25 protein-coding genes are annotated in these 23,383 nt (G+C 71.4%); 12 read left to right on the top strand and 13 right to left on the bottom strand.

Going from position 1 to position 23,383, the window contains the following annotated elements:
• The first annotated feature begins 5 nt into the window (after positions 1–5).
• The 3 genes from G537_RS0114655 to G537_RS38060 are packed head-to-tail and all read left to right on the top strand — an operon-like array spanning position 6 to position 3,204.
• Positions 6–944, top strand: a complete 939-nt coding sequence (locus G537_RS0114655; protein ID WP_026870756.1) for an ABC transporter permease — start codon at positions 6–8, stop codon at positions 942–944.
• Entirely contained in the window at positions 941–1,753 is an 813-nt protein-coding gene (locus G537_RS0114650) for an ABC transporter permease (protein ID WP_026870755.1), read from the top strand. The genes G537_RS0114655 and G537_RS0114650 overlap by 4 nt, the downstream gene beginning before the upstream one ends.
• The gene (locus G537_RS38060) at positions 1,750–3,204 is read left to right on the top strand and encodes an ABC transporter ATP-binding protein (RefSeq protein ID WP_051248431.1); all 1,455 of its coding nucleotides are present in this window, start codon (positions 1,750–1,752) and stop codon (positions 3,202–3,204) included. Before G537_RS0114650 ends, G537_RS38060 begins: the two co-directional genes overlap by 4 nt.
• 170 nt (positions 3,205–3,374) lie before the next feature.
• Here the strand turns inward: G537_RS38060 and G537_RS38055 are convergent, their stop codons facing one another.
• Positions 3,375–4,319: a methylenetetrahydrofolate reductase gene (locus G537_RS38055; RefSeq protein WP_051248430.1), complete on the bottom strand. Its 945-nt coding sequence runs from the start codon at positions 4,317–4,319 to the stop codon at positions 3,375–3,377.
• Positions 4,320–4,544: 225 nt separating this feature from the next.
• Here G537_RS38055 and G537_RS0114635 point away from each other — a divergent pair, with 225 nt between their 5' ends.
• The gene (locus G537_RS0114635; RefSeq protein WP_034851761.1) at positions 4,545–5,540 is read left to right on the top strand and encodes a Bug family tripartite tricarboxylate transporter substrate binding protein; all 996 of its coding nucleotides are present in this window, start codon (positions 4,545–4,547) and stop codon (positions 5,538–5,540) included.
• Between the two features lie 3 nt (positions 5,541–5,543).
• Here the strand turns inward: G537_RS0114635 and G537_RS0114630 are convergent, their stop codons facing one another.
• From G537_RS0114630 to bla, 4 genes are all read right to left on the bottom strand, one after another.
• Complete coding sequence (locus tag G537_RS0114630) at positions 5,544–6,179, bottom strand: LysE family translocator (RefSeq protein ID WP_026870753.1); 636 nt, start codon at positions 6,177–6,179, stop codon at positions 5,544–5,546.
• A 212-nt stretch (positions 6,180–6,391) separates the two neighbouring features.
• A complete protein-coding gene (locus G537_RS38050; RefSeq protein ID WP_034851759.1) occupies positions 6,392–7,789 on the bottom strand; it encodes an MFS transporter in 1,398 nt (465 codons plus the stop codon).
• Between the two features lie 133 nt (positions 7,790–7,922).
• Positions 7,923–8,120: a hypothetical protein gene (locus tag G537_RS0114620; RefSeq protein ID WP_026870752.1), complete on the bottom strand. Its 198-nt coding sequence runs from the start codon at positions 8,118–8,120 to the stop codon at positions 7,923–7,925.
• Positions 8,121–8,192: 72 nt separating this feature from the next.
• Positions 8,193–9,080: a class A beta-lactamase gene (gene bla / locus G537_RS0114615; RefSeq protein ID WP_064742145.1), complete on the bottom strand. Its 888-nt coding sequence runs from the start codon at positions 9,078–9,080 to the stop codon at positions 8,193–8,195.
• A 189-nt stretch (positions 9,081–9,269) separates the two neighbouring features.
• On the opposite strand from bla, the gene G537_RS0114610 reads away from it, so the two are divergent.
• Positions 9,270–10,127 (top strand): LysR family transcriptional regulator, encoded by an 858-nt coding sequence (locus G537_RS0114610; protein ID WP_281171478.1) that lies wholly within the window; start codon positions 9,270–9,272, stop codon positions 10,125–10,127.
• Between the two features lie 39 nt (positions 10,128–10,166).
• Here G537_RS0114610 and G537_RS0114605 read toward each other — a convergent pair whose 3' ends face one another.
• The 5 genes from G537_RS0114605 to G537_RS0114585 form a co-directional block, all read right to left on the bottom strand.
• Entirely contained in the window at positions 10,167–10,706 is a 540-nt protein-coding gene (locus G537_RS0114605; RefSeq protein ID WP_211230389.1) for a GNAT family N-acetyltransferase, read from the bottom strand.
• Positions 10,707–10,751: 45 nt separating this feature from the next.
• Positions 10,752–11,000 carry a DUF2312 domain-containing protein gene (locus G537_RS0114600; protein ID WP_026870748.1) on the bottom strand — a complete coding sequence of 83 codons (249 nt, stop codon included), beginning with the start codon at positions 10,998–11,000 and terminating at the stop codon, positions 10,752–10,754.
• A 233-nt stretch (positions 11,001–11,233) separates the two neighbouring features.
• Entirely contained in the window at positions 11,234–11,536 is a 303-nt protein-coding gene (locus G537_RS0114595) for a DUF1244 domain-containing protein (RefSeq protein ID WP_026870747.1), read from the bottom strand.
• Positions 11,537–11,575: 39 nt separating this feature from the next.
• Positions 11,576–12,718: a carboxylate-amine ligase gene (locus G537_RS0114590; RefSeq protein ID WP_026870746.1), complete on the bottom strand. Its 1,143-nt coding sequence runs from the start codon at positions 12,716–12,718 to the stop codon at positions 11,576–11,578.
• Positions 12,715–13,503 carry an N-formylglutamate amidohydrolase gene (locus G537_RS0114585; RefSeq protein ID WP_034851757.1) on the bottom strand — a complete coding sequence of 263 codons (789 nt, stop codon included), beginning with the start codon at positions 13,501–13,503 and terminating at the stop codon, positions 12,715–12,717. Before G537_RS0114585 ends, G537_RS0114590 begins: the two co-directional genes overlap by 4 nt.
• 130 nt (positions 13,504–13,633) lie before the next feature.
• Here G537_RS0114585 and G537_RS0114580 point away from each other — a divergent pair, with 130 nt between their 5' ends.
• The 3 genes from G537_RS0114580 to G537_RS0114570 all read left to right on the top strand — a co-directional run bounded on the left by G537_RS0114580 (position 13,634) and on the right by G537_RS0114570 (position 16,213).
• Positions 13,634–14,425, top strand: coding sequence for an SDR family NAD(P)-dependent oxidoreductase (locus tag G537_RS0114580; protein ID WP_026870744.1), 792 nt, complete (start codon positions 13,634–13,636; stop codon positions 14,423–14,425).
• Positions 14,426–14,672: 247 nt separating this feature from the next.
• Entirely contained in the window at positions 14,673–15,710 is a 1,038-nt protein-coding gene (locus G537_RS0114575) for an alpha/beta fold hydrolase (RefSeq protein WP_026870743.1), read from the top strand.
• A gap of 38 nt (positions 15,711–15,748) precedes the next feature.
• On the top strand, positions 15,749–16,213 hold the full coding sequence (locus tag G537_RS0114570) for a DUF6130 family protein (RefSeq protein ID WP_211230387.1): 465 nt from the start codon (positions 15,749–15,751) through the stop codon (positions 16,211–16,213).
• Between the two features lie 8 nt (positions 16,214–16,221).
• Here the strand turns inward: G537_RS0114570 and G537_RS0114565 are convergent, their stop codons facing one another.
• Both G537_RS0114565 and G537_RS0114560 read right to left on the bottom strand, forming a co-directional pair.
• Positions 16,222–17,127: an alpha/beta fold hydrolase gene (locus G537_RS0114565; RefSeq protein WP_026870741.1), complete on the bottom strand. Its 906-nt coding sequence runs from the start codon at positions 17,125–17,127 to the stop codon at positions 16,222–16,224.
• Between the two features lie 245 nt (positions 17,128–17,372).
• Positions 17,373–18,305: a DUF6454 family protein gene (locus G537_RS0114560; protein ID WP_026870740.1), complete on the bottom strand. Its 933-nt coding sequence runs from the start codon at positions 18,303–18,305 to the stop codon at positions 17,373–17,375.
• Between the two features lie 145 nt (positions 18,306–18,450).
• Here G537_RS0114560 and G537_RS0114555 point away from each other — a divergent pair, with 145 nt between their 5' ends.
• The 4 genes from G537_RS0114555 to G537_RS0114540 all read left to right on the top strand — a co-directional run bounded on the left by G537_RS0114555 (position 18,451) and on the right by G537_RS0114540 (position 21,756).
• Positions 18,451–19,335, top strand: a complete 885-nt coding sequence (locus G537_RS0114555) for a DMT family transporter (protein ID WP_026870739.1) — start codon at positions 18,451–18,453, stop codon at positions 19,333–19,335.
• 4 nt (positions 19,336–19,339) lie between these two features.
• Positions 19,340–19,729 carry an ACT domain-containing protein gene (locus G537_RS0114550; protein ID WP_026870738.1) on the top strand — a complete coding sequence of 130 codons (390 nt, stop codon included), beginning with the start codon at positions 19,340–19,342 and terminating at the stop codon, positions 19,727–19,729.
• Between the two features lie 187 nt (positions 19,730–19,916).
• Positions 19,917–21,356, top strand: coding sequence for a pyruvate kinase (gene pyk, locus G537_RS0114545; RefSeq protein ID WP_026870737.1), 1,440 nt, complete (start codon positions 19,917–19,919; stop codon positions 21,354–21,356).
• Positions 21,357–21,366: 10 nt separating this feature from the next.
• Entirely contained in the window at positions 21,367–21,756 is a 390-nt protein-coding gene (locus tag G537_RS0114540) for a nuclear transport factor 2 family protein (RefSeq protein ID WP_034851755.1), read from the top strand.
• A 211-nt stretch (positions 21,757–21,967) separates the two neighbouring features.
• On the opposite strand, the gene G537_RS0114535 is transcribed toward G537_RS0114540, so the two are convergent.
• The gene (locus tag G537_RS0114535; RefSeq protein WP_026870735.1) at positions 21,968–23,380 is read right to left on the bottom strand and encodes an LVIVD repeat-containing protein; all 1,413 of its coding nucleotides are present in this window, start codon (positions 23,378–23,380) and stop codon (positions 21,968–21,970) included.
• Positions 23,381–23,383: the final 3 nt, after the last annotated feature.

Raw genomic sequence — 23,383 nt, 5'->3', positions numbered from 1 at the left:
GCCGGATGGAACGGCTTCTCCTCCCCCGTCTGGGCCAGGCCGCCCTGGTGGCGCTGGTCGTCGGCGCCCTGTGCTTCGTGCTGATGCGCGTCCTGCCCGGCGACCCCGCCATGCGGATCGCCGCCGGCCGCTACGGCCCCGACGCCATGAACGCGCAGGCGGCAGAGAAGGTGCGGGCCGAGCTCGGCCTCGACCGGCCCTGGCCCGCCCAGTTCGCCGAATGGATCGCCGATCTGGCCCGGCTGGACCTCGGGCGATCCCTCGTCACCGGCGCGCCCGTGGTCGAAGAGCTGGAGGTCCAGCTCGGCTATTCCCTGTGGCTCGCCGCCGCGGCGCTGGCGCTGTCGCTGCTGATCGGCCCGGCGATCGGCGTCGCCGCCGGCCTGCGGCCGCAGGGCTGGGTCGACCGGCTGGGGCTGGCCGGCTCCGTCGCCTTGCGCGCCCTGCCGCCCTTCGTGCTGGGCCTGGTCCTGATGCTGGTCTTCGCCATCCGGCTCGGCTGGCTGCCCCCGGCCGGCTTCGGCACCTGGCGGGAGCTCGCGCTGCCGGCGCTGACTCTCGGCCTCGGCCTCGCCGCCGTGTCGAGCCGGGTGACGCGGGACGCGGTCGCCGGCGTGGCGGCATCGCCCTTCTTCGCCTTCGCCCGGCACAAGGGGCTGCCCGAGGCGGTGGTGGTGCGCCGCCACGGCCTGCGCAACGCGGCGATCCCCGTCGTCTCCTATCTCGGCCTGCAGGCGATCTACCTGGTCGAGGGCGTCGTCGTGGTCGAATCGATCTTCGCCTATCCCGGCATCGGCCACGCCCTGGTGCACGCCATCATCGAGCGCGACGTTCCCATGGTCCAGGGCACGGCCCTGGTCATGGGGCTGATCTTCGTCGCCATCACCGCCGTGGTCGACGCCGCCACCGCCTGGCTCGACCCGCGCCCGAGGAGCCCGCGATGACCATGGCCCTCCCAACGCCCTCGCCGCGGCTGGTCGGGCCGCGCACCGTCGGCGGCGCTCTCCTCCTGGCCCTGGCAGCCTTCGCCGTCCTGGGACCCTGGCTGGTGGAGGCCGACCCCGCCGCGCAGGATCTCGGCGCCAGCCTGGCGCCGGTCGGCGGCGGCTACCTGCTCGGCGCCGACCATTACGGCCGCAGCCTGCTGGCCCGGCTGGCCCATGGCGCCCGGCTGTCCTGCGGCATGGCCGTCCTGACCATGGCGACGGCGGCGGTGCCCGGCGTGCTGCTCGGCCTCGCCGCTGCCTGGCGCGGCGGCTGGGTGGAACGGCTGGCCGACCTCGCCTCGACCGTCGTCCTGGCGCTGCCCGGGCTGATGCTGGTCCTGCTGCTGCTGGCCTTCGCCCCCGGCAATTTCGGGCCGCTCTATCTCGGCCTCGCCCTGACGCTGTGGGTCGAATTCTACCGCGTCACCCGCGCCACCGCCGCGACAGTCCTGAAGCAGCCGCATGTCGAGGCGGCGACCCTGCTCGGCTTCGGCCCCTTCTATGTGCTGCGCCGCCACGTCCTGCCGGTGATCGCGCCGCTGATCGGCACGCTCGCGGCCTTCGCCATGGCGACGGCGATCATCGCGATCTCGACCCTCAGCGCCATCAGCGTCGGGCTGCAGCCGCCGACGCCGGAGCTCGGCAGCATGATCGTCGAGCTGCTGCCCTACTACGCCGAGGCGCCGCTGCATGCGCTGCTGCCCGCCGGCCTGATCGTGCTGCTCGTCCTTGGCCTGCAGCTCGTCGCGCAGAAGGACCCCCGATGAACGCCCCCGACCACGGCCTCTCCGTCTCCGGGCTCGGCATCGCCTCGGCCGCCGGCCCCCTCGTCGCCGGGGTCGACCTGTCGCTGCGCCCGGCTCGGCCGCTGACCCTGCTGGGCGAAAGCGGGTCCGGCAAATCCCTGGTCGCCCAGGCGATCATGGGCACGCTGCCGCCGGGGCTGCGGGCGACGGGCTCGATCCGCCTCGGCGGCACCGACCTGCTGACCCTGTCGCCCTCTGAGCGACGGAAGCTCTGGGGCCGCGCGATCTCGCTGTTGCCGCAGGAGCCCTGGCTCGCCCTCGACCCGACGATGCGGATCGGCGCCCAGGTATCGGAGGTGCCCCGCTTCGTCCACCGGCGCCCCCGGGCGGAGAGCGAGGCGCGCGGCCGCGAGCATCTGGCGGAGGTCGGGCTCGGCGGTGTCGAGGCGCTCTACCCGTTCCAGATCTCGGGCGGCATGGCCCAGCGCACGGCGATCGCCATCGCCCATGCCGGCGGCAGCCCGCTGCTGATCGCCGACGAGCCGACCAAGGGCCTCGACGCGCAGCTCCGCGACAGCGTCGTGGCGCGGCTGAAGCATGAGGCGGAAGCCGGCCGCCTGCTGCTCACCATCACTCATGACATCGCGGTCGCCCGGGCGCTGGGCGGGACCGTCGGCGTCATGCTGGATGGCCGGATCGTCGAATCCGGCCCGGCGGAGACGGTGCTGCGGGCGCCGGGCCACGCCTACAGCCGGGCGCTGCTGGCCGCCGACCCGCAGGGCTGGCCGGACCGGGCGCCGCGGCCCTCGGGCCGCCCGGTCCTGCGCGGCCGCGGCCTCGCCAAGGCCTTCGGCGGCCGCCGGCTGTTCGCCGGGATCGACCTCGAGGTGCGGGCGGGCGAGATCGTCGCCGTGGTCGGCCCCAGCGGCTGCGGCAAGACCACGCTCGGCAACATCCTGCTCGGCCTGGTCCAGCCGGACGGCGGCGCGGTCGAGCGGCCCGGCGGCCAGCCGCGGCTGAAGTTCCAGAAGCTGTACCAGGACCCGCCGGCCGCCTTCGCGCCGCATCAGCCGATCCGCCGGGGCCTGCAGGACCTGGCCCGGCTGCACCGGCAGCCCTGGGACCGGGTGGAGCGGCTGATGGCCCGGCTGCGCCTCTCGGACGGGCTGCTCGACCGCCTGCCGGGCCAGGTCTCGGGCGGCGAGCTGCAGCGCTTCGCCCTGCTGCGGACGCTGCTGCTGGACCCGGTGTTCCTGTTCGCGGACGAGGCGACCTCGCGCCTCGATCCGGTGAGCCAGCAGGAGGTGGTGGAGCTGCTGCTCGAGGTGGTGGCCGAGACCGGGCTGGGCGTGCTCCTGGTCACCCACGACCTCGCCCTGGCGGAGAAGCTCTCGACCCGGGTGCTCAGGCTTGCGGGACCGGATCAGGATGTACCGGCGCGCGGCGCGGCGGAGCTGGCGGTGCCGGTTTAGGGGCCGGTCGGCCTTATACCAATGGCCTTTGAGATCGACTCTTCGATCCCTTCCCCGTCATGGCGAGGCGCGCAGCGCCGTGGCCATCCAGGGGCCGGTGCGAGCGGCCCTGGATGGCCACGCCCCTTCGGGGCTCGCCATGACGGGTCGGTTAGTTTCGGGCGTTGGTGTTAGTCCAGCGCCTCGTCCGTGGCGAAGCCGCCGCGGCCGTCGAGGGTGAAGCGGCCCTCCTGCATCGCCCTGACCCAGCGGGCCGACCGCTCCAGCCCGCCGAAGGCGAAGAGGTGCAGCTGGGCGATGTCGCAGGCTGGGTCCTTGGCCCGATAGTCGGCGAGCGCTGTCAGCAGCCGGTCCGGCACCGAGACCGAGGCCAGCTTGGCGATGTTCATTGCCTGCCGGGTCAGGAACCGCATCGACGGGCCGACGCCGCACATCGCGGCATAGTGGATCAGGCTCTTCAGCTTGGCCGGGCCGGCGAGGCCGAGATGGATCGGCAGCGCGTTGCCGGCGCGGCGCAGCTCACGGTCCCAGGCGATGATCGCCTCGGCGTCGAAGCAGAACTGGGTGGCGATGTACATCTCCGTGCCGGTCGCCTTGGCATAGGCGTTCTTCTCGGCCACGGCCCGGGCGATTTCCTCCGCCGGGATGTCCTTGCTGCCTTCGGGATGGCCGGCGACGCCGATGGTCCGGATGCCGTGCTGCTGCAGCAGGCCCGTCTCCAGCACCTGCATGGTGCGGTCGAACGGGCCGACGGGGGTGGAGACGCCGCCGCCGATCACCAGCGCCTGGTCGACCCCCGCCTCGCCGGCGAGGCGGCGGAGATAGTCGTCGAGCTGGGCTCGGCTCTGCAGGCTGCGGGCGGCGATATGCGGCACCGGCACCAGCCCTTCGCCGCGCAGCCGCGCCGCGGTCTGCACGATCTCGCCGAGATCGGCGCCGGGCAGCATGGTGACGTAGACCCGGGTGCCGGCCGGCAGATGGGCGCCGTAGCTGGCGGTCTTGGCGGCGATGCCGGGCGCGGTCTCGATCGACAGATCGCGGAACAGGTCGACGACCGCCGTCTTCGGCGTCGGGAGCGAGACAACCTTGGCGGCCGACCGATCGAATCCCAGCATCCACCGTCCTCCATGGGCACGGCGCCATCACCGGCGCTCGGAGAGAAGATGGTGATGCCGGGCCCCCGGCGCTGCGTCGCCGACGACCGGAACTGTCCGGAAGACGACACCGCGGCCTCGTTGCGACAGGCCGGCCCGCCCCGCGTGCCAGGATGGTGGTCCTTTGGCATAGTGGAGGCGGAAGCGGACCCGTGCCCGAGGCCGCCATCATCGAAGGGGGAAACCATGTCCAAGACAGCCCTGCGGCTGGCGCTGTGCGCCGGCCTGGCCGTGATCTCCGCCCTCCTGCCCGCCGGCCAGGCCTCCGCCCAGGATCCGGCGGCGGGCTACCCGAGCCGGCCGGTCACCATCATCGTGCCCTTCGCCCCCGGCGGGAACACCGACCTGTTCGGCCGCCTGCTGGCCGACGAGATGAGCAAGACCTTCGGCCAGCCCTTCATCGTCGAGAACAAGCCCGGCGCCGGCGGCGCCATCGGCGCCGAGCTCGTGGCCAAGGCCGAGCCGGACGGCTACACGCTGGGCATGGCCACGGTCAGCACCCATGCGATCAACCCGTGGGTCTACAAGGACCTGGCCTATGATCCGGTGAAGGACTTCGCGCCGGTCTCCCTGTCCGCCACCCTGCCGAACCTGCTGGTGGTCAACCCGGTCTTCCCGGCGAAGTCGGTGCCGGAGCTGATCGCCCTTCTGAAGGCCGAGCCGGACCGCTACAGCTATGCCTCCTCCGGCTTTGGCACCTCGATCCACCTCGCCGCCGCCGCCTTCGAGCAGCGGATCGGCTCGCGCATGACGCATGTGCCCTACAAGGGCAGCGCCCAGGCGCTGGGCGACGTCGTCGCCGGCCATGTCGACATGATCTTCGACAACATCCCGACGGCGGTGGAGCAGGCCAAGGCCGGCACCGTCCGCCCGCTGGCGGTGACCGGGCTGCAACGGGCCACGGTGCTGCCGGACGTGCCGACGGTGGCGGAGTTCATCCCCGGCTTCGACATCACCTCCTGGCAGGGCATCCTGGCGCCGGCCGGCACGCCGCCCGCCATCGTCCAGAAGCTGAGCGCCGAGGCGCAGCGGATCATGCGCCTGCCGGAGATCCGCGCCCGGGTCGAGGCCCTGGGCGCCCAGCCGATCGGCAGCACCGCCGAGGAGTTCGCCGCCTACATCAAGACCGAGACGGCGAAGTACAAGCCGATCGTCGAGGCCTCCGGCGCCACCGCGCAGTAGCCGTCAGCGCTGCTCCGCCGCGATCCGCAGCCCGAGCGCGACCAGGAGGACGCCGGTGACGCCCTCGATGGCGCGGCGGATCCGCGGCCGGCGCAGCACGTCGCCGGCCTTGGCCACGGCGACAGCATAGGCGGCGAGCCAGGCGAAGGTCATCAGGCTGAACACCAGGCCGAGGGCGAGGAAGGCGATGAAGGCCGGCTGCCCCGCCGGCACGAATTGCGGCAGCAGGCTGGCGAAGAACACCGCCATCTTCGGGTTGCCGAGATCGCTGACCAGCCCCTGGCGGAACGCCGCGCCGCGGCCGAGACGCCGGGCCGGCCGTGCGGGGCCGGCATCGCCGACCTCGTCTCCTCGCCACGCCGCCCGCAGCGCTTGCAGGCCGAGCCAGACGAGATAGGCGGCGCCGGCGTATTTCACCGCCAGGAACAGCGGCTCGGACGCCACCAGCAGGGCGACGATGCCGAGGCTGGTGGCGAAGGCCCAGATCGCCTGGCCGACCGAGACGCCGAGCGCGGTGAACACGCCGCCGGCGCGGCCGCCGAGGAGGGCGTTGCGCACCGTAACCGCGGTGTCGGGGCCGGGCGTGACGATGACCAGCGCCGACACCCCGAGAAACGCCAGGATCGAACTCGCCAGCATCGCCGTTCTCCTGCCTTCCGCTGATCGATCGACGATAGCGGCGAGACCGGCCCGGAGTCGAGTTGACCGCTCCCCCAACCGTCATTGCGAAGAGGCGAAGCCGACGAAGCAATCCCAGGGGCCGGTGTGAACGGCCCTGGATCGCTTCGCTGCGCTCGCAATGACGGCATTGGAAGTTGGAAGCCCGCGTCAGATGGCCGTCGGGGCGAGTTTCAGGATGGGCGGCCGCCTGGCCGCACCCCGAAGCTGGCGAGGAACCCCAGCGTCCCCAGCAGCGCGGCGATGCCGAACACCCAGCTGGCGGCGGGGATGATCGCCTCCGGCGTCAGCGCCGCAGCCATGCCGGCCTCGTTGGCGATCAGCCCGGCCACCGCGGCGCCGATGGCGTAGCCGCCGGATTGCAACGTCGGCAGCAGGGCGGAGGCGGCGTCACGCTCGCCCGGCCGCGCCGCCTCCATCACCGCCTGGCTGAGGAAGGCCCAGGAGATGCCGAAACCGGCGCCGATCAGCACCTGGCACAGCATCAGCAGCCAGGGCCGGCCCGTCGCCACCGCCGCCATCACCCCGAGCAGGCCGAGCGCCAGCAGGAACGGCCCGAGCCGGATCAGCCGACGCTGCGCCTCCGGCCGGACGATGCCGGCGACCAGCACGGCCGAGCCGCTCCAGGACAGCGCCATCAGGGCGCTGACATAGCCGGCCATGGTCGGTCCGTAGCCCCAGAGATGCTGGATGGTGATGTTGAGATAGACCGTGGTCGCCGCCTGGGCCACCGGCATCAGCAGCACCACCCAGAGCCCGGCGCCGACGGTGGAGTGGAAGGTGAAGGCGTCGGACGGGAACAGCCGGTCGTGGCTGCGCCGGTCGGCCAGCACCACCGCCGCCAGCACCAGAAGGGCCGCGGCGACGCACAGCGCCGCCTGCCAGCTCTGCGGCACGATGCCGGCGATCGAGACCAGCATGATGCCGAGGGCGCAGCCGAACAGGCGCCCGATCGGCACCCCGGCACCGGTCCGCGTGCCCGGGTCGGGCGGCACCACCACGGCGACCAGCGCGGCGAAGACCAGGATCGCCGGCACGTTGACCAGGAAGGCGGCGCGCCAGGACACGGTCTCGGTCAGAACGCCGGAGAGCAGCGGTCCGCCGAAGGCCGCGGCGGCCCAGACGATCGCCTCGGCCCCGAACACCTTCGGGATCAGGCGCGACGGGAACATCTCGGGGATCAGCGCATAGCAGACCGCGGCGATCACCCCCTCCCCCGCGCCTTGGGCCAGACGGCCGACCAGCACTATCGGCATCGATGTGGCAAAGCCGCAGACCAGCGTGCCGGCCAGGAAGGCCAGCGCCGCCAGCAGCAGCGTCGGGCGGGTGCCGAACCGCTGCTTCAGCATCGCCGAGGCGGCGCCGCCGACGATGGCGGCGACGAGGAAGACGGTGAAGGCCCAGCTGATCAGCCCGACGCCGCCGAGCTCGACCACCGCGGTGGGCAGCGAGGTCGAGACCAGGAAGGCGTTGAGCGCGTAGAGCGCCACGCCCAGGCACAGGGTGGCGACCGGAGCGGCATAGCGCCGGGTCAGCAGTTCGCCCCACCGCCCGTCGATCGTTTCCTCCATGGCCCGCCCTCTTTTTGCAAGTCACTTCTTGCTATATCCCGCAAATTAGAAAAGCAATTGCTTTGAAAAAAGACAGCAGCCCGCACCACTCCGAAGCGGAAGACAGGATGGACCGGCGGGACGGCGGGCGCCATCAGTCCGGGCCGTTCCCCGCGCCTTCGCACGGATGAAGAGTCCGGAGCCGTGCCTCCGCCCGGTCGAGGCCGAGCGCGAGCAGCACGGCGATCTCGTCCTCGCGCAGTCCCTGTTCCACGGCGCGCCAGCGCAGCTCGCAGCGCCGCACCACCTCGTCGAGATCGGCGTCGGACAGGATGTCCCGAATCGGTCGCATGGGACGGGCTGCTCCTCGGCATCGGGACGGGGAAGGCTGAGATAGGGCGCCGTCGCCGCGGCGCCCGTCCGTTCAGGCCTGCGAGACGATCCGCCCGATCTCGGCGACCACCGCGTTCCGTTGCTCGAACGACGCCGACGGCAGCTCGCAATAGGCGGTGACGATGACCGCCCCCCGTCCCGGCGGCCAGGCGATGGCGACGTCGTTGGTGCTCTTCTCCTTGTTGCCGCCGGTTCCGGTCTTGTCGCCGACCAGCCAGTCCGCCGGGAAGCCGGCCCGCAGCCTGGTGTCGCCGGTCTTGTTGGTGATCAGCCAGGCGGCCAGCTGGTCGCGCGAGCGCCTGGACAGCGCATCGCCGAAGAGCAGCTTGCGCAGCGTCTCCAGCACCGCCGCCGGCGTCGTGGTGTCGCGAGGGTCGCCCGGCCCGGCATAGGCGTTCAGCTCCGGCTCGGTCCGGTCCAGCCGGGAGACCTCGTCGCCGAGAGACCGCAGGAACGCGGTCAGCGCCGGCGGGCCGCCGAAGCTGGCGAGCAGGAGGTTGCCGGCGGTGTTGTCGCTGTAGGTCACAGCCGCGTCGCACAGCTCCGCCATCGTGATTCCGGCTCCGCCGACACGGTGTTCGATCACCGACGGCCCGGTGGCCACGATGTCCTTCCGCGAGAACACGACCCGCCGGTCGAGCTGCTCCTTCTTCTGGTCGACGCGGGCGAGGACGAAGGCCGCCGCCAGCGCCTTGAAGGTGCTGCACAGCAGGAAGCGCTCATCGGCCCGATGCCCGATGCGCGCCCCGGTGGCGAGATCGAGGACGGCCACGCCCAGGCGGCCGCCCTGCGCGCGTTCGAGCTCGGCGAGCCGGGCCCCGGCGTCCCGGCCGGCCTGCGCCCGCGCCTCCTTGGGAAGAGAGGCCAGCGCGGGAACCGCGAGCAGGGAGCCGGCCAGCGCCATCCGGCGCGATACCATGATCGTCAATGCTGTCTCCATGATTCGGGTGGCTGCCGGACGGGCCCTGTCCGGAACGGCGCCGGTCTCGCCGGCCGCCGCTCGCCCTCTGAATAGGCGGAGGCCATGCCCCTAGCCAAACGAGGAATACTCCGCCTAGACATGAGCCAATGTTGGCCTCAGGCGGGTGAGCCGATGGATGTCTCGCAGATGCCACTCAACGCCTTGCGGGCCTTCGAGGCATCCGCCCGGCTCGGCAGCTTCACGCGCGCGGGCCTGGAGCTGCGGGTCACGCAGACCGCCATCAGCCATCAGGTGAAGGCGCTGGAGGAGACGCTGGGCGTGATCTTGTTCGAGCGCCTGCCGCGCGGGCTGGCCCTGACCGACGAGGGGCAGGCGCTGCTGCCGGTGCTGACCGACGCATTCCGCCGCATGAGCGCCACGCTGAGCCAGCTCGAGGAAGGCAATTTCCACGAGATCCTGACCGTCGGCGTGGTCGCAACCTTCGCGACCGGCTGGCTGCTGCGTCGGCTGCAGAGCTTCAGGCAGCAGAACCCCTCGGTGGATCTGCGCATCAAGACGAACAACAACCGGGCCGAGTTTCTCGCCGACGGCCTGGACTGGTTCATCCGGTTCGGCGACGGCGCCTGGCACGGGACCGATGCGCTGCGCCTGACGACCGCGCCGCTGTCGCCGGTCTGCGCGCCGTCGCTCCGCGCGCGTCTGCGCAGCCCGGCGGACCTCGTCAACGAGCAGCTGCTGCGGTCCTACCGGGTCGACGAGTGGAGCATCTGGTTCCGGGCGGCCGGCATCGAGCCGCCGAAGCTCCGCGGCTGGATGTTCGATTCCTCGCTGACCCTGGTAGAGGCGGCGGCGCAGGGAGTCGGGGTGGCGCTGGTTCCCGTCGCCATGTTCGCCGACGAGTTCGAATCGGGGCGGATCGTCCAGCCCTTCGCCATCACGGCGCCCGCGGGCAGCTATTGGCTGACGCGCCTGAAGTCACGCACCGAGACGGCGTCCATGCAGGCCTTCAGGCGCTGGATCCTGGCCGAGATCGAGGCGGGGTAGCCGAGCGACCTCAGGTCGACGAGCCGCCCCACCGGCCCTTCATCCGGACCGGGCGATCCGGTACAGCACATGCGGGCGCAGCGGGTCGCCGGGCGGGACGGTGACGTCCTCGAAATCGCCATCCTCCACATGGGTCAGCCCCAGCCGTTCCATGGCGCGGCGGGAGGGCATGTTGACCGCGGAGGTGTAGCCGATGACCGCCGGCAGGCCGAACCGCGTCCAGGCGGCGTCGAGGCAGGCCCGGCCGATCTCGGTCGCATAGCCCTGGCGCCAGAAGGCCCGGCCGAGGATCCAGCCGATCTCGGCCGGATGGTTCCCCGGCACCTCGGGGCCGGGGCGCGACAGGCCGGCGCCGCCGACCAGCGCGCCATCCGCCTTGCGCTCGACCGCGACGAAGCCGAAGCCGCATTCCGCCAGCCCCGCCGCCGCCTGGTCGATGACGGCGTCGGACTCCGCCGGCGTCAGGACGCTCGGGTAGTAGTAGCGGCGGACCTCCGGATCGGCGTTGATCGCCACGAAGCCCGCGCGGTCGCGGTCCTCCCAGGGACGCAGCAGCAGCCGGGGCGTCTCGAGTCTCATGATCCGTCGCTCCGGACCGTCGGCGCTCGAAGGCCGAGGGCCGGCTTACTCCAGCATGCCGAGGGCCTGCTTGTAGAGGTCGAGCAGTTCCTCCTGCTCGCGGCGATCGTCCTGCTCCATCTTCCGCAGGCGGATGATCTGGCGGATGATCTTGACGTCGAAGCCGGTGCCCTTGGCTTCGGCATAGACATCCTTGATGTCGCCCGCGATCCCCGCCTTCTCCTCCTCGAGCCGCTCGATGCGCTCGATGAACGACTTCAGGCGATCCGCGGCGATACCACCGACATCCGACATGGCTGGTCCTTCAAAGGGAATGGGTCCGTTCAGGGCGCGGGACCATAAAGCGGCCGCGCCGGGCCGGCAAGCGGGCTGTCCAAGCCCAGCGCCGGCGCGGAATTCCGGCTGGCGGCGACCGCCTTCGCAGCCCCGATTCGGAGCGAACCAATCGCCCTCAAGCGGCGCGATGTCGACTTGTCTTGCGTTGCCTCTCCTGCCGGACGCGGGAGAGGCAACAAGGGGGTCGACCGTCAGTGCTTGTGCGAGGCCGCGAAGCCCTTCTGCTGGTCGGCCGACGCCTGCTTCTGGTGCTTGGCCTTCCAGCTCTCATAGGGCTCGCCGTAGATGATTTCCCGCGCCTCGGCGTCCGGCAGCGCGATGCCGCGCTGCTCCGCCGCCTCTCGGTACCAGCGCGACAGGCAGTTGCGGCAGAAGCCGGCCAGGTTCATCAGGTCGATGTTCTGCACGTCGGTGCGCTGCCGCAGATGCTCGATCAAGGTGCGGAAGGCGGCGGCCTCCAGCTCGGTGCGGGTCTTGGCGTCGATCTCGGTCATGACGGTGTCCACAGGTTCCGGAACTCAGGATGTAGGGCGTCAGGCGGATGGCTGCAGCCCCTCCTTGGTCTCCAGGATCAGCCGGTCGACCACGCGTCGCAGCGCCTCCGCCTCGTCGGCGCCCTGGGCCAGGGCCTCGTAATAGGTGGCGAGCTGGCGATGGGCCGAGGTGCCGCGGGCCAGGATGTCGCGCGCCTGCGCCACCTCGGCCTCGCAGCCCAGCGCCGCGGCGTCCTCCGCCACCATCGCCAGCACCTCCTCCAGCAGCTCGGCATAGGGCACCAACTTGCCCTTGCCCCAGTCGATCAGCCCCTCCTCGAAGCCGTAGCGCATCGCGCGCCAGCGGTTCTCCTCGATCAGCACGCTGCGGTAGCGGCGCCAGGCGATGTTCTGGGCCCGGAGCCGCCACAGCATGCGCAGCAGGCAGAGATAGAGCGCGGCGACGGTCAGCCCGTCTTCGACCCGGGTGCAGACGTCGGTGACCCGCATCTCCAGCGTCGGGAAACGAGCGGAGGGCCGGATGTCCCACCAGATCTTGGTGCCGTCCTCGATCACCCCGGCCTGGACCAGCGCCGCCAGCGTCGCCTCGTACTCGCCGTAGCTCTGGAACTCCTCCGGCATGCCGGTGCGCGGCAGCTCGGAGAACACGGCCAGGCGATAGGATTTCAGCTTGGTGTCGGTGCCCTGCCAGAACGGCGAGGAGGTGCTGAGCGAGAGCAGATGCGGCAGGAAGTAGCGGACCTGCCGCATCAGGTCGATGCGCAGATTCGGATCCTCGATCCCGGCATGGACATGGGTGCCGCAGATCAGCAGGCGCCGCACCGGCACGCCGAGGTCGCGCGCCAGCTGGTCGTAGCGGCTGCGGTCGGTGTGCTTCTGCGGCCGCCAGGTGCCGAAGGGATGGGTCGAGGCCGCGATCAGGGCCAGGCCGTGCCGCTCCACCTCCTCGATCACCGATCGGCGCAGGCGGGTCAGCTCGGTCCGCGCCTCGGCGATGCTGCGGCAGACCGGGGTGCCGACCTCGACCTGGCAGCGGAAGAACTCGCGGGCGACGGCGCCCTCGTGCCGGTTCTCCAGCGCCTCGACCAAGTCTGGCGGCGGGTCGGCCACCAGGTCGCGGCTGGCCGGGTCGACCAGCAGATACTCCTCCTCGATGCCGAGGGTGAGAGCGGGCTCTGTCACGCGACGGCCTGCAGCGGCTGGTACAGGGCCGGGTCGGCCAGGATCGGGGCGAAGATGCCGGCCATCCGGTCGGCCCAGGCCTGGGCCGCCTCGTCCGCCGCGATCAGGTCCTGCCGCATCTCGATCAGCACATGCGGCAGGCCGCGCGGCTCGGCATGGTGGTGGATGGTGTAGCCGTGCTCGTTGCGGCCGGAATAGGGCTGGTTGTCGCCGACCGTGATCTCCGGGTCGCTGCGCAGCGCCTCCATCAGCGGCAGCGGGATGCGGCCGTCGTCGCGCCACAGCACCCCGACATGCCAGGGCCGGGCGAAGCCGCGCATCACCGGGGTGAAGCTGTGCAGCGACAGCAGCGCCGGGGCCGGGCAGCGCGCCGCCATCCGGTCCAGCTGCCCGGCGATCGCGTCGTGATAGGGGTGGAAGAAGGCGTCGGCCCGGGCGGCCTCTTCCTCCCGCGTCAGCTTGGCGTTGCCGGGCACGATCACGCCGTCGCTGATGGCGCAGATCGAGGTCGGGTCGTCGGGCTGCCGGTTCGGGTCGAGGATCAGGCGGGAGTAGCGGTGCAGCAGCAGCGGCGCGTCCAGCCGTTCGGCGAGGCGGCGGGCGAAGGCGTCGATGCCGATGTCATAGGCGACATGGCGGTCGAGCGCGCCCGGATCGACGCCGAGCGTGCCGAGGGATTTCGGGAAGGCGCGGCCGGCATGGTCGGCGACCAGCAGGGCACAGGCCTTGCCGTCGGGATTCACCAGCTCGAAGGGCGGCGGGTCGTCGGGTCCGAGAAGCATCATCGCCGATGACCCTAGCAGGGCGCCGATGCGCTGTGGAGCGGCGCGACGCAACGCCGGGGTGCGCGCCGCAGAATTGTCGGACATGATGGCAGCCGAGTTGATTTGAAACCACGCGATTCGAGGTGAGGAAATGACCAGCCCAGCCCCCCTGCCCGTCTTCCCGGATCTCGCCGGCAAGACCGTGCTGATCACCGGCGCCAGCACCGGCATCGGCGCCGCCGCGGCCCGCGCCTTCGGCCAGAGCCGCGCCAGGGTGGCCGTGAACTACAATTCCAGCCGCGAGGCGGCCGAGGCGGTGGTTGCCGACATCCAGGCCGCCGGCGGCGAGGCCATCCTGGCGCCGGGCGACGTGACCAGGCCCGAGACGGCGCAGCGCCTGGTCGAGCAGACCGTCTCCGCCTTCGGCCGGCTGGACGTGCTGGTCAACAACGCCGGCGCCCTGGTCAAGCGCACGCCGGTCGCCGAATACACCGATGAGTTCGTCGACGCGGTGCTCGACGTCAATGTCCGCCACGTCGTCCGCTTCATGCGCGAGGGCGCGGTGCAGATGCGCCGACAGGGCGGCGGCGGGTCGATCATCAATCTCAGCTCGATCGCCGCGCGGCACGGCGGCGGCCCGGGCTCGGTGATCTATGCGGCGGCCAAGGGCTTCGTCGCCGTCGCCACCCGCGGCTGGGCGAAGGAGCTGGCGAAGGACAACATCCGGGTCAACGCCATCTCCCCCGGCGTCATCACCACCCCGTTCCACGAGCGCTTCTCGACGCCGGAGCAGCTGGCGGCGATGCAGGCGACGATCCCGATGAACCGGCTGGGAACGTCCGAGGAATGCGCCGCCGCCTTCCTTTATCTCGCCTCCGACGCCGCCAGCGGCTACGTCACCGGCCAGATGGTCGAGATCAACGGCGGCCAGTACATGCCGTAAGCCGCGGCCGCATCCTCCGCGCCGCGTTCGGCGATCGGAGCGTCCGATTCCAGGAGCGGCATCTCGCCAGGCCGCCGACTCATCCGCGGCCTGGCGACCTTGGGGCCTGCGTGCTCTTTCGCATACAAATCGGATCCGATCGGATCGGAAGGTTGACATTCCGGATCTGCTTTGCCCATATAGTTCGTGTCCGATTTAATCGGATGTGATTGATAGCGACAGATCCCCACCTCCGATGGAGAAACACGTGCCCGAAGACATCGACCATCACCGCCGCCGCTTCTTCGGCACCGCGCTGGCGGCCCTGGCCGCGGTTCAGTTCGCCGGAACAGACCCCGCGGCCGCCCAATCCGATACGGCGGGCACGGCCAAGCCGGGATCACAAGCCGCCTTCGGTCCGCTGAAGCAGATCGACGCCGGCCTCCTGAACGTCGGCTATGTCGAGGCCGGCCCTGCCGACGGCCCGCCGGTCCTGCTGCTGCACGGCTGGCCCTATGACATCCACAGCTTCGCCGAGGTCGCGCCGCTGCTGGCGGCCGCCGGCCACCGGGTGATCGTGCCGTATCTGCGCGGCTACGGCAGCACGCGCTTCCTGTCGGATGCGACGGTACGCAACGGCCAGCCCGCGGCCCTCGCCTCCGACGTCATTGCCCTGATGGACGCGCTGAAGATCCCGAAGGCGATCCTCGCCGGCTTCGACTGGGGCGCGCGCACCGCCTGCATCGTCGCGGCGCTGTGGCCGGAACGCTGCAGAGCCCTGGTGTCAGTCAGCGGCTATCTCATCGGCAGCGTCGCCGCCGGCAAGCGCCCGCTGCCGCCGGAGGCCGAGCACCAGTGGTGGTACCAGTTCTATTTCGCAACGGAGCGCGGCCGGCAGGGCTACGACCAGAACCGGCGCGACTTCTCGCGGCTGATCTGGCGGACGGCCTCGCCGCAATGGCGCTTCGACGACGACGCCTTCGACCGCAGCGCCGCGGCCTTCGACAACCCGGACCACGTCGGCATCGTGATCCACAACTACCGCTGGCGGCTGGGCCTGGCCGAGGGCGAAGCGCGGTACGACGACCTCGAGCGCCGGCTGGCCGAGGCGCCGGTGATCGGCGTGCCGACCATCACCCTCGAAGGCGACGTCAACGGCGCGCCGCATCCGGAGCCTGCCGCCTACCGCAGCAAGTTCTCCGGCCGGTACGAGCACCGGACGCTCACCGGCGGCATCGGCCACAACCCGCCGCAGGAGGCCCCGCAGGCCTTCGCCCAGGCGGTCCTCGACGTCGCCAGGCTCTGACCGGCCGTCCCCTCCTCCCCGTCACGCAAGGACATCCCATGATCCGTTCGCTCGCCCGCCGCCTGGCCGCGGGCGCGATGCTCGGCGCCGCCGGCAGCTTCGCCGCGACCTGCGCCGCGCCGGCCCAGCAGCTCAGCTACGCCCCGGCGCCGGTGATCCCGCTGGCTGGCCAGCCGGCGCCGGCCCTGCATGTCGAGTCCCCGCTGCCGGACGCCCTGGCGAGGGGGCTGGTCGTCATCCGCTACCAAGCCGACAACCTGCGCATCGTCCCCGTTTACGGCCCGGCCGCCCTCGACGTCTCGCCGCGCATCGGCCACATCCACGTCACCGTCGACGACGCGCCCTGGCACTGGGCCGACGCCAGCGGCGAGCCGCTGATCATCCAGGGCCTTCCCGCCGGCCCGCACAAGGTCCGGATCGACCTCGCCGATCCGACCCACAAGGTCGTCGACAGCAGGACGGTCGCGCTGGTGGTGCCGCAGCGGGGCGGCGACCACCACTGACCCTCGCGTCACTTCCCGGCCTGGTCGGCCCAGTCGGCGGTGCGGCTCTCCCCGTTCAGGAAGGGCAGCACCGTCTCGACCAGCTGCGGCGCCAGGAAGATGTCGTAATGGGTCAGACCGGGCAGGATGGCCAGACGGTTCCGCGACATGTGCTCGCGCTGCCAGCCGGCGTCGCGCAGCCCGCCGCCGAGCAGCTGGTAGAACTTCACCACATGCTCCGGCCGGTACATGTCGCTGTCGCCATAGACCAGCATCACCGGCATGGTCAGCTTCGGCACATCCGCCGACCAGTCATAGGGCTTGCGCATCAGCGCGCCCATGGCGTCGAGCAGCCGCGGGAAATCGTCCGGCTTCGGCGCCACCGCGACATACGAGGTGTACATCGGCGTGCCCTTCATCATCTCGGCCATGCCGGCGCCGACCGCGGCCTGCTGCGGCAGCATCTCCGGATAGAACCCGTCCTGGGCGTAGCCGGCCGAGACCAGGGCTAGGCGGCGCACCATCTCCGGATGCTGCACGGCCAGCTGGAAGCCGACGCCGCCGCCCAGCGAATAGCCCAGCACATCCGCCTGCTCGACGCCGAGCTGGCGCAGGATCGCCGCCATGTCGGCGCCCATCGCCTCGAGGCTGATCGGCCGGTCGCCCAGCGGCGTGCGGCCGTGGCCCTGCAGGTCGACGGCGATGACCTGGCGCTTCTCCGTCAGCGCCGGCAGCAGCGGCCGGAACATGTCGATGGAGCCCAGCCCGCCATGCAGGAGCAGCAGCGGCTCTCCCTGGCCATGGATCTCGTAGTAGTAGCCGATGCCGCCGGCCTCGGCATGGCCGCTGCGGAGGGCGGCAGGGGTCTGGGCGGCGGCGGGCCCGGCGACGAGCGCCGCGGCCGCGAGAACACCGGTCAGGATCATCTTCAGCATGTCGGGCTCCATCCCTGGGCCGGCGGCATGCAGCCGCCGTGATGCGATGGCCCAAGGACGCCGCCGCCAGGGCGGCCCCGACATCCCGTCCCGAAAAAAGATCAGAGACCGTCTAGAAATGCGCTGGCGTGAGTCGGCTGGTGGTGGTTTCGAGAACCGGCGCGCAGCGGACGTTTGGGTCCGTGAGCACCGGAAGCGCAGAAACCGCCATCAGACGACCTCGCCAGTAGCATTTCCAAACGGTCTCAGGGCGTCTCGTAGACGAAGATCCGCGATCGGTCGTCCTCCGGCATCGCGGTCAGGCGCAGGCCGGACTCCGTCGCCTCGACCAGCACCGGGTTGCGGGTGATGGCCGTGCCGTCCTCGGTCCACAGCAGCACCGGCACCTGGAAGGTCGGCCGGCCGGCGGCGAGGTCGACGATCTCGATCCCGCCCAGGCCGAAGACCGGCGAGTCCGGCGCGCGGCGGAACTCGGTGATGCCGGTGCATATGGCGCGGCCGACCGGCAGATAGGCGCAGTCCTGGTAGTCGAGATAGTGCTCGGGGTTCGGCGTGCGGGTCGGCGGAACGACGGCGTCGACCTTGCCCTCCGCGTCCAGGCGCCAGGTGTAGAAGCGGCGCGAGCCCCAGCTGACGCCGTGCAGCGTGTTGTGGTCCGTGTCGTGCACCAGCCCGCCGATATGGTCGTCGACGCGGCCGACCGCGACCGCCTCCAGCGTCTGCGGGTCGACCCGGTACAGGATCGACCGGCTGTTCGGCCGGTATTCCGCGACCGGCACCCACAGCCAGCGGCCGTCATAGTCGATGCCGCCCGGGTGGTAGATCGAGCCCTCGCCGAGCGTGACGTGGCCGATCTGCCGGCCCTGGGCATCGAGCTTGAACAGATGGCCGACGCCCTGGCCAGTGTCGCGGTCCATGCCGTCCTTCGGCTCCGGATAGCGCTTGGTCGGTACGGTGATCTCGACCGAGGAGACGAAGAGCGCGTCGCCGACCCGGGCGAAGCCCTGCGGGTGCTCGGTGTCGAACGGCACCTTGATCGTCTCGACCAGCCGCCACTGGGTCGAGCGCGACAGCCCTTCGATGCGCCGGGCCAGGTCGTCCGGACCGGCCGAGGCGGCGGTGGTGGCGGCGACGGCGGCCAGGACGATCCCGGCGGCCAAGGCGGCGAAGCGGTGCATGGCGAATCCCCCGATGGCGGCGCGCGCATCCTGCCGCGGCGCCGTGACGGTTTGATGATAGCGCCGGCCCGCGCGGCGCGCCGGTCTCCCCTGCGCGCCGATGCATGGCGCGGCGCCCGGCGCCGCAGATAAGCTCCCGGCCACCATGAGCGACGCCGTCCTGTCCCCTTCCCCCGCCCAGCGCCTGGCGCTGCCCGCCCTGATCCTGGGCGGGCTGGCGATCGGCAGCTCGCCGATCTTCGTGCGCCTGTCGGAGGTCGGGCCGGTCGCGACGGCGGTCTGGCGCGTGGCCCTGGCGCTGCCGATCCTGTTCCTCTGGTACCGGGCGGAGCGGGCACGGGGCGAGGCGGCGCGGCCGCGGAACCTGGCCGACTGCGCCGCCCTGGCCCTGCCCGGCCTGTTCATCGCCGCCGACCTGGTGGCCTGGCACTGGGCGCTGGCCATCACCTCGGTCGCCAACGCCACGCTGCTGGCCAATCTGGCACCGATCTTCGTCACCCTCGGCGCCTTCGTCCTGTTCCGCACCCCGATCCGCCCGGTCTTCGCCGCCGGCCTGGCCGTGGCGATCGCCGGCGTGATGGTCTTGAAGGGCGGCGGCTTCGGCGACGGCCGGCTGGCCGGCGACGCCCTGGCCGCCCTCGCCGCGGTGTTCTACGGCGGTTACATCCTGGCGGTTGGCCGGCTGCGCGACCGCTTCTCCGTTGCCACGGTGATGCTGTGGACCAGCGCCGTCGCCGCCGCGGCGACGCTGCCGCTGGCGCTGCTGATGGAGCCGTCGTTCCTGCCGCCGACGCTTTACGGCTGGGCCGTGCTGCTGGGCCTCTCCTGGGTCTCGCAGGTTGCCGGGCAGAGCCTCATCACCTATGCGCTGGCGTGGTTGCCTCCGGCCTTCTCCTCCCTCACCCTGCTGATCCAGCCGGTGGCCGCGGCGGCGCTGGCCTGGATCGTCCTGGCCGAGCCGCTGGGCCCGGCCCAGGGCCTGGGCGGCGCCCTGGTGCTGGCCGGCATCCTCCTGGCCCGGAGGGCCTGACCGCATGGCCGAGACCCGCCTCACCCTCAGCCTGCTGCCGGAGATGCTGGCCGTGGCCCGGTTGCCCGCCGGCGCACTGCTGCCCGGCTGGGTCGACTGGTCCGACCCCTTCGTCACCGTCAGCCGAACCCGCGACGAGCTGTCGGTGGTGTGCCCGGAGGCGCGGGTGCCTGGGGACGTGCGGGCCGAGCGCGGCTGGCGCGGCTTCAAGGTCGAAGGGCCGCTCGACTTCGCCCTGACCGGCATCCTGGCCCGACTCGCCGCGCCGCTGGCCGAGGCCGGGATCAGCATCTTCGCCGTCTCGACCTACGACACCGACTACCTGCTGGTGCGCGCGGCCGACCTGGAGGCCGCGACCGCGGTGCTGCGGCGGCAAAACGAGCTGCGTGTCTGATCCGCAACACCAGCCGCGAAGCCGCGCGTTTCCGCGCGGATCCGGGCCGAGGCGAAATATTAAGTCCACGTAACATCGGAAGCTCCGCGCACATTCGACGTTGGCGAAGGGCCGCGGATGTGATTTCTTCCCGGCGGTCGGCGCGGCCGGATCCCGCAGCGCCGGCACGAGATCCGGGAGTTCAGCCATGCCCAAGAAGCGCCCGTCGTTCCGCCGCACGCGCCAGACCAAGATCGTCGCCACTCTGGGCCCGGCCTCGAGCTCGGCCGAGGCGATCCGCAATCTGTTCCAGGCCGGCGTCGACGTCTTCCGGCTGAACTTCAGCCACGGCAAACAGGAGGACCATGCCGCCCGCCTCGCCCTGATCCGCGAGGTGGAGCGGGAGTTCGACCACCCGATCGCGGTGATGGCCGACCTGCAGGGGCCGAAGCTGCGCCTCGGCACCTTCGCCGACGGCCCGGTGCGGCTGACCGAAGGCCAGAGCTTCCGCCTGTCGCTCCAGGAGCGCACTGGCGACGCCACCGGCGTGACGCTGCCGCATCCCGAGATCTTCGCCGCGATCGAGCCCGGGCAGATCCTGCTGCTCGACGACGGCAAGGTGCGCCTCAAGGTCACCGATTGCGGCCCCGACTTCGCCGACACCATCGTCGAGGCGGGCTCCCGCCTGTCCGACCGCAAGGGCGTCAACGTGCCGAACGCGGTGCTGCCGCTGTCGCCGCTGACCGACAAGGACCGCGACGACCTGCGCTTCGCCCTCGACATCGATGTCGACTGGGTGGCGCTGTCCTTCGTGCAGCGGCCGGAGGACATCGCCGAGGCGCGGCGGCTGATCGCCGGCCGGGCGCAGGTGATCGTGAAGCTGGAGAAGCCGGCGGCGATCCAGCATCTGGACGAGCTGGTCGAGCTGACCGACGCGGTGATGGTCGCGCGCGGCGACCTCGGCGTCGAGATGCCGGCCGAGGACGTGCCGTCGCTGCAGAAGCGGATCGTCCGCGCGTCGCGCCAGGCCGGCAAGCCGGTGATCGTGGCGACGCAGATGCTGGAGAGCATGATCGCCTCCCCGACCCCGACCCGGGCCGAGGCCTCCGACGTCGCCACCGCCGTGTTCGACGGCGCCGATGCGGTGATGCTGTCGGCCGAAACCGCCTCGGGCGAATACCCGGTCGAGGCGGTGACGATGATGGACCGGATCGCCAAGCGGGTTGAGAAGGACCCGATCTACCGCACCATCCTCGACGCGGTGCATTACGATCCGGAGAACACCATGGCCGACGCCATCACCGCCGCGGCGCGGCAGGTGGCGCACACCATCGGCGCGGTGGCGATCGCGACCTACACCACCTCGGGCTCGACCACGCTGCGCGCGGCGCGCGAGCGTCCGGAGGTGCCGATCCTGTGCCTGACCTCGAACCTGCAGACCGCCCGCCGCATGGGGCTGTGCTGGGGCGTGCACGCGGTGCACACCGAGGATGTCAGCAGCTTCACCGAGATGGTCGGCAAGGCCTGCCGCCTGGCCCGGCACGACGGCATCGGCGCCCCCGGCCAGCGCCTGGTGGTGACGGCGGGCGTGCCCTTCGGCACCCCCGGCAACACCAACGTGCTGCGCATCGCCTGGATCGAGGACTGACCGCCTGCCGATGACCAACACCCCGCTCGCCGCCAACCAGGCCTTCTACGCCGCCCTGGCGGAGGGCGACGCGGCCGCCATGGCGGAGCTGTGGTCGCGCCGCCAGCCGATCGCCTGCATCCATCCCGGCTGGCCGGTGCTGGCGGGGCGCGAGGCGGTGATGAAGAGCTGGGAGACGATCCTGCGCGACCCGCCCCGGATCGCTGCCGAGGCGGTGCGGGTGCTGGATTACGGCGATACCGCCGTGGTGCTGTGCATCGAGCGGATCGGCGACAACCGGCTGGCGGCGACCAACGTCTTCCATCGCGGGCCCGAAGGCTGGCGCCTGGTGCACCACCAGGCCGGCCCGACCCGCGAGATCAGCCCCGCCCCGCCCAGGCCGGCCGGCACCATTCACTGACGGTCACTGTCAGAGAGCCCTTGATCGACGCCTGTCTGCTGAGGATTTCCGGCGCGGAGAAGGAGCAGGACTTGGTTTTCATTTGTCATCGCCGGGCTTGACCCGGCGATCCAGGAGCCACCGAGAGCGGCATCGACATTCCTGGATGCCCGGGTCAAGCCCGGGCATGACAGTGGAAGAAACGTCATTGCGACATCAAGGCCGCTCTGCTTCAGCCGCTCCCCGGCTCCGGCCCCGTATAGCGCAGGATCCAGAGCCCCTGGTTCTTGTCGGTGATGTAGATGAAGCCGCGCCGGTCGACGAGGACGTCCTCGGTCTGCACCACCAGCTTGCCTTCCGGCATCGGGCCGTAGCGCCGCGCTGGCTCCGGCGGGATGAAGAAGCCGACCTCGCGCGGCAGCCGGGTGTTCGAGACATCGTAGATCCGGAGACCGGCGTTGAAATGGGCGAGGTAGAACAGGTCGCCCTGCTTCTGCACGTCCGGGTGGTGCTGGTGGTGGTTCATGTTGTGCGGCCCGCGCCAGCCGCCCCGCGTGGTGAAGTCGTCATAGGGCGCCTCGGCCGGCGGGATCGGCTCCGGGAACAGGGACAGCAGGAACGGCTCGCCCGGGTTGGAGATGTCGAGGATCGAGGCGTGGTGCGCCGGTCCGCGCTCATAGGTGACGTTCTCGGAATTGGCGAAGGCGATGCCCCGCTCGGGGATCGGCAGCACCCCGTGCACGCCGAAGCGGGAATGGAAGGGTGGGCTGAAGGACAAGCCGCCGATCTGCCGCGGCCGGGCCACGTCGCTGATGTCGAGGATCACCACGCCGGCGGCCCCGTAAGGCAGATAGGCTGTATTGCCGACGACGTAAGGCGGCCCGTGCAGCGACACGTCCTCGCCCGACCCGGCGCAGAACACGCCGCAGCGGCAATGGCCGCCGGCATGGGGCGCGGCCTCGGCGGCGACGCGGGTCAGGGCCGCCTCCCCGCCCGCCTCGTGCTGGCCGGGCACCCACCAGCGACCGGCCTCGCGCGGGCGGGCGGGGTCGGAGATGTCGACGATCAGATAGATGTTGCCGCGATAGCCCGGCATGCCGGCCGCGACATGCATATAGGGCCCGCCGGCATAGAGGTTGCGGTGGGTGCCGGTGCCGCCGGTGCGGTACTGGCCCAGCCGGCGCGGCGCCAGCGGGTCGGCGATGTCCCAGATCACCACACCTTCGTCGAAGGGCGCGTCCGGATCGCCGCCGAAATTGGCGAAGGGCTTCTCCAGCGCCGTGATCATGATGTCGCCGTGCAGGTCGACCTGCAGCGTCCAGGTGTTCGCGCCCGGATGCTCGATGAAGCGCGCCACCCGGGGCTGGGCCGGGTCGGTGACGTCGACGATGCTCCAGCCCCGGTGCCAGAAATGGCCGGTGTGGAGGTACCACCGCCCCCCGGCCTCCCGGATCGCCATCTTGAAGGCCGGCCGGTGGTCGAGGTCGCTGTAGCCCACGATCTCGACATTGTGGGCATAGGCGCCGTTGGCGAGGGCAGTTCCGGCGATGCGGGGCTGGGCCCGGCCGGGATCCGGCGCCGCCAGGGCCGCGCCGGCCGCCAGCCCACCCAGCATCCGCCGCCGCGACAGTCGTCCATCCGTCATGAT

Origin of the sequence: Inquilinus limosus DSM 16000 (assembly GCF_000423185.1) — a bacterium.
GTDB lineage: Bacteria > Pseudomonadota > Alphaproteobacteria > DSM-16000 > Inquilinaceae > Inquilinus > Inquilinus limosus.
This window is presented reverse-complemented; position numbering and strand designations above follow the sequence as displayed.

Excerpts from the sequence above, each read along its gene's own strand:
- G537_RS0114655 (WP_026870756.1), top strand. The coding sequence starts at position 6 with ATGGAACGGCTTCTCCTCCCCCGTCTGGGCCAGGCCGCCCTGGTGGCG.
- G537_RS0114650 (WP_026870755.1), top strand. The coding sequence starts at position 941 with ATGACCATGGCCCTCCCAACGCCCTCGCCGCGGCTGGTCGGGCCGCGC.
- G537_RS38060 (WP_051248431.1), top strand. The coding sequence starts at position 1,750 with ATGAACGCCCCCGACCACGGCCTCTCCGTCTCCGGGCTCGGCATCGCC.
- G537_RS38055 (WP_051248430.1), bottom strand. The coding sequence starts at position 4,319 with ATGCTGGGATTCGATCGGTCGGCCGCCAAGGTTGTCTCGCTCCCGACG.
- G537_RS0114635 (WP_034851761.1), top strand. The coding sequence starts at position 4,545 with ATGTCCAAGACAGCCCTGCGGCTGGCGCTGTGCGCCGGCCTGGCCGTG.
- G537_RS0114630 (WP_026870753.1), bottom strand. The coding sequence starts at position 6,179 with ATGCTGGCGAGTTCGATCCTGGCGTTTCTCGGGGTGTCGGCGCTGGTC.
- G537_RS38050 (WP_034851759.1), bottom strand. The coding sequence starts at position 7,789 with ATGGAGGAAACGATCGACGGGCGGTGGGGCGAACTGCTGACCCGGCGC.
- G537_RS0114620 (WP_026870752.1), bottom strand. The coding sequence starts at position 8,120 with ATGCGACCGATTCGGGACATCCTGTCCGACGCCGATCTCGACGAGGTG.
- bla (WP_064742145.1), bottom strand. The coding sequence starts at position 9,080 with ATGGTATCGCGCCGGATGGCGCTGGCCGGCTCCCTGCTCGCGGTTCCC.
- G537_RS0114610 (WP_281171478.1), top strand. The coding sequence starts at position 9,270 with ATGCCACTCAACGCCTTGCGGGCCTTCGAGGCATCCGCCCGGCTCGGC.
- G537_RS0114605 (WP_211230389.1), bottom strand. The coding sequence starts at position 10,706 with ATGAGACTCGAGACGCCCCGGCTGCTGCTGCGTCCCTGGGAGGACCGC.
- G537_RS0114600 (WP_026870748.1), bottom strand. The coding sequence starts at position 11,000 with ATGTCGGATGTCGGTGGTATCGCCGCGGATCGCCTGAAGTCGTTCATC.
- G537_RS0114595 (WP_026870747.1), bottom strand. The coding sequence starts at position 11,536 with ATGACCGAGATCGACGCCAAGACCCGCACCGAGCTGGAGGCCGCCGCC.
- G537_RS0114585 (WP_034851757.1), bottom strand. The coding sequence starts at position 13,503 with ATGATGCTTCTCGGACCCGACGACCCGCCGCCCTTCGAGCTGGTGAAT.
- G537_RS0114580 (WP_026870744.1), top strand. The coding sequence starts at position 13,634 with ATGACCAGCCCAGCCCCCCTGCCCGTCTTCCCGGATCTCGCCGGCAAG.
- G537_RS0114570 (WP_211230387.1), top strand. The coding sequence starts at position 15,749 with ATGATCCGTTCGCTCGCCCGCCGCCTGGCCGCGGGCGCGATGCTCGGC.
- G537_RS0114565 (WP_026870741.1), bottom strand. The coding sequence starts at position 17,127 with ATGCTGAAGATGATCCTGACCGGTGTTCTCGCGGCCGCGGCGCTCGTC.
- G537_RS0114560 (WP_026870740.1), bottom strand. The coding sequence starts at position 18,305 with ATGCACCGCTTCGCCGCCTTGGCCGCCGGGATCGTCCTGGCCGCCGTC.
- G537_RS0114555 (WP_026870739.1), top strand. The coding sequence starts at position 18,451 with ATGAGCGACGCCGTCCTGTCCCCTTCCCCCGCCCAGCGCCTGGCGCTG.
- G537_RS0114550 (WP_026870738.1), top strand. The coding sequence starts at position 19,340 with ATGGCCGAGACCCGCCTCACCCTCAGCCTGCTGCCGGAGATGCTGGCC.
- pyk (WP_026870737.1), top strand. The coding sequence starts at position 19,917 with ATGCCCAAGAAGCGCCCGTCGTTCCGCCGCACGCGCCAGACCAAGATC.
- G537_RS0114540 (WP_034851755.1), top strand. The coding sequence starts at position 21,367 with ATGACCAACACCCCGCTCGCCGCCAACCAGGCCTTCTACGCCGCCCTG.
- G537_RS0114535 (WP_026870735.1), bottom strand. The coding sequence starts at position 23,380 with ATGACGGATGGACGACTGTCGCGGCGGCGGATGCTGGGTGGGCTGGCG.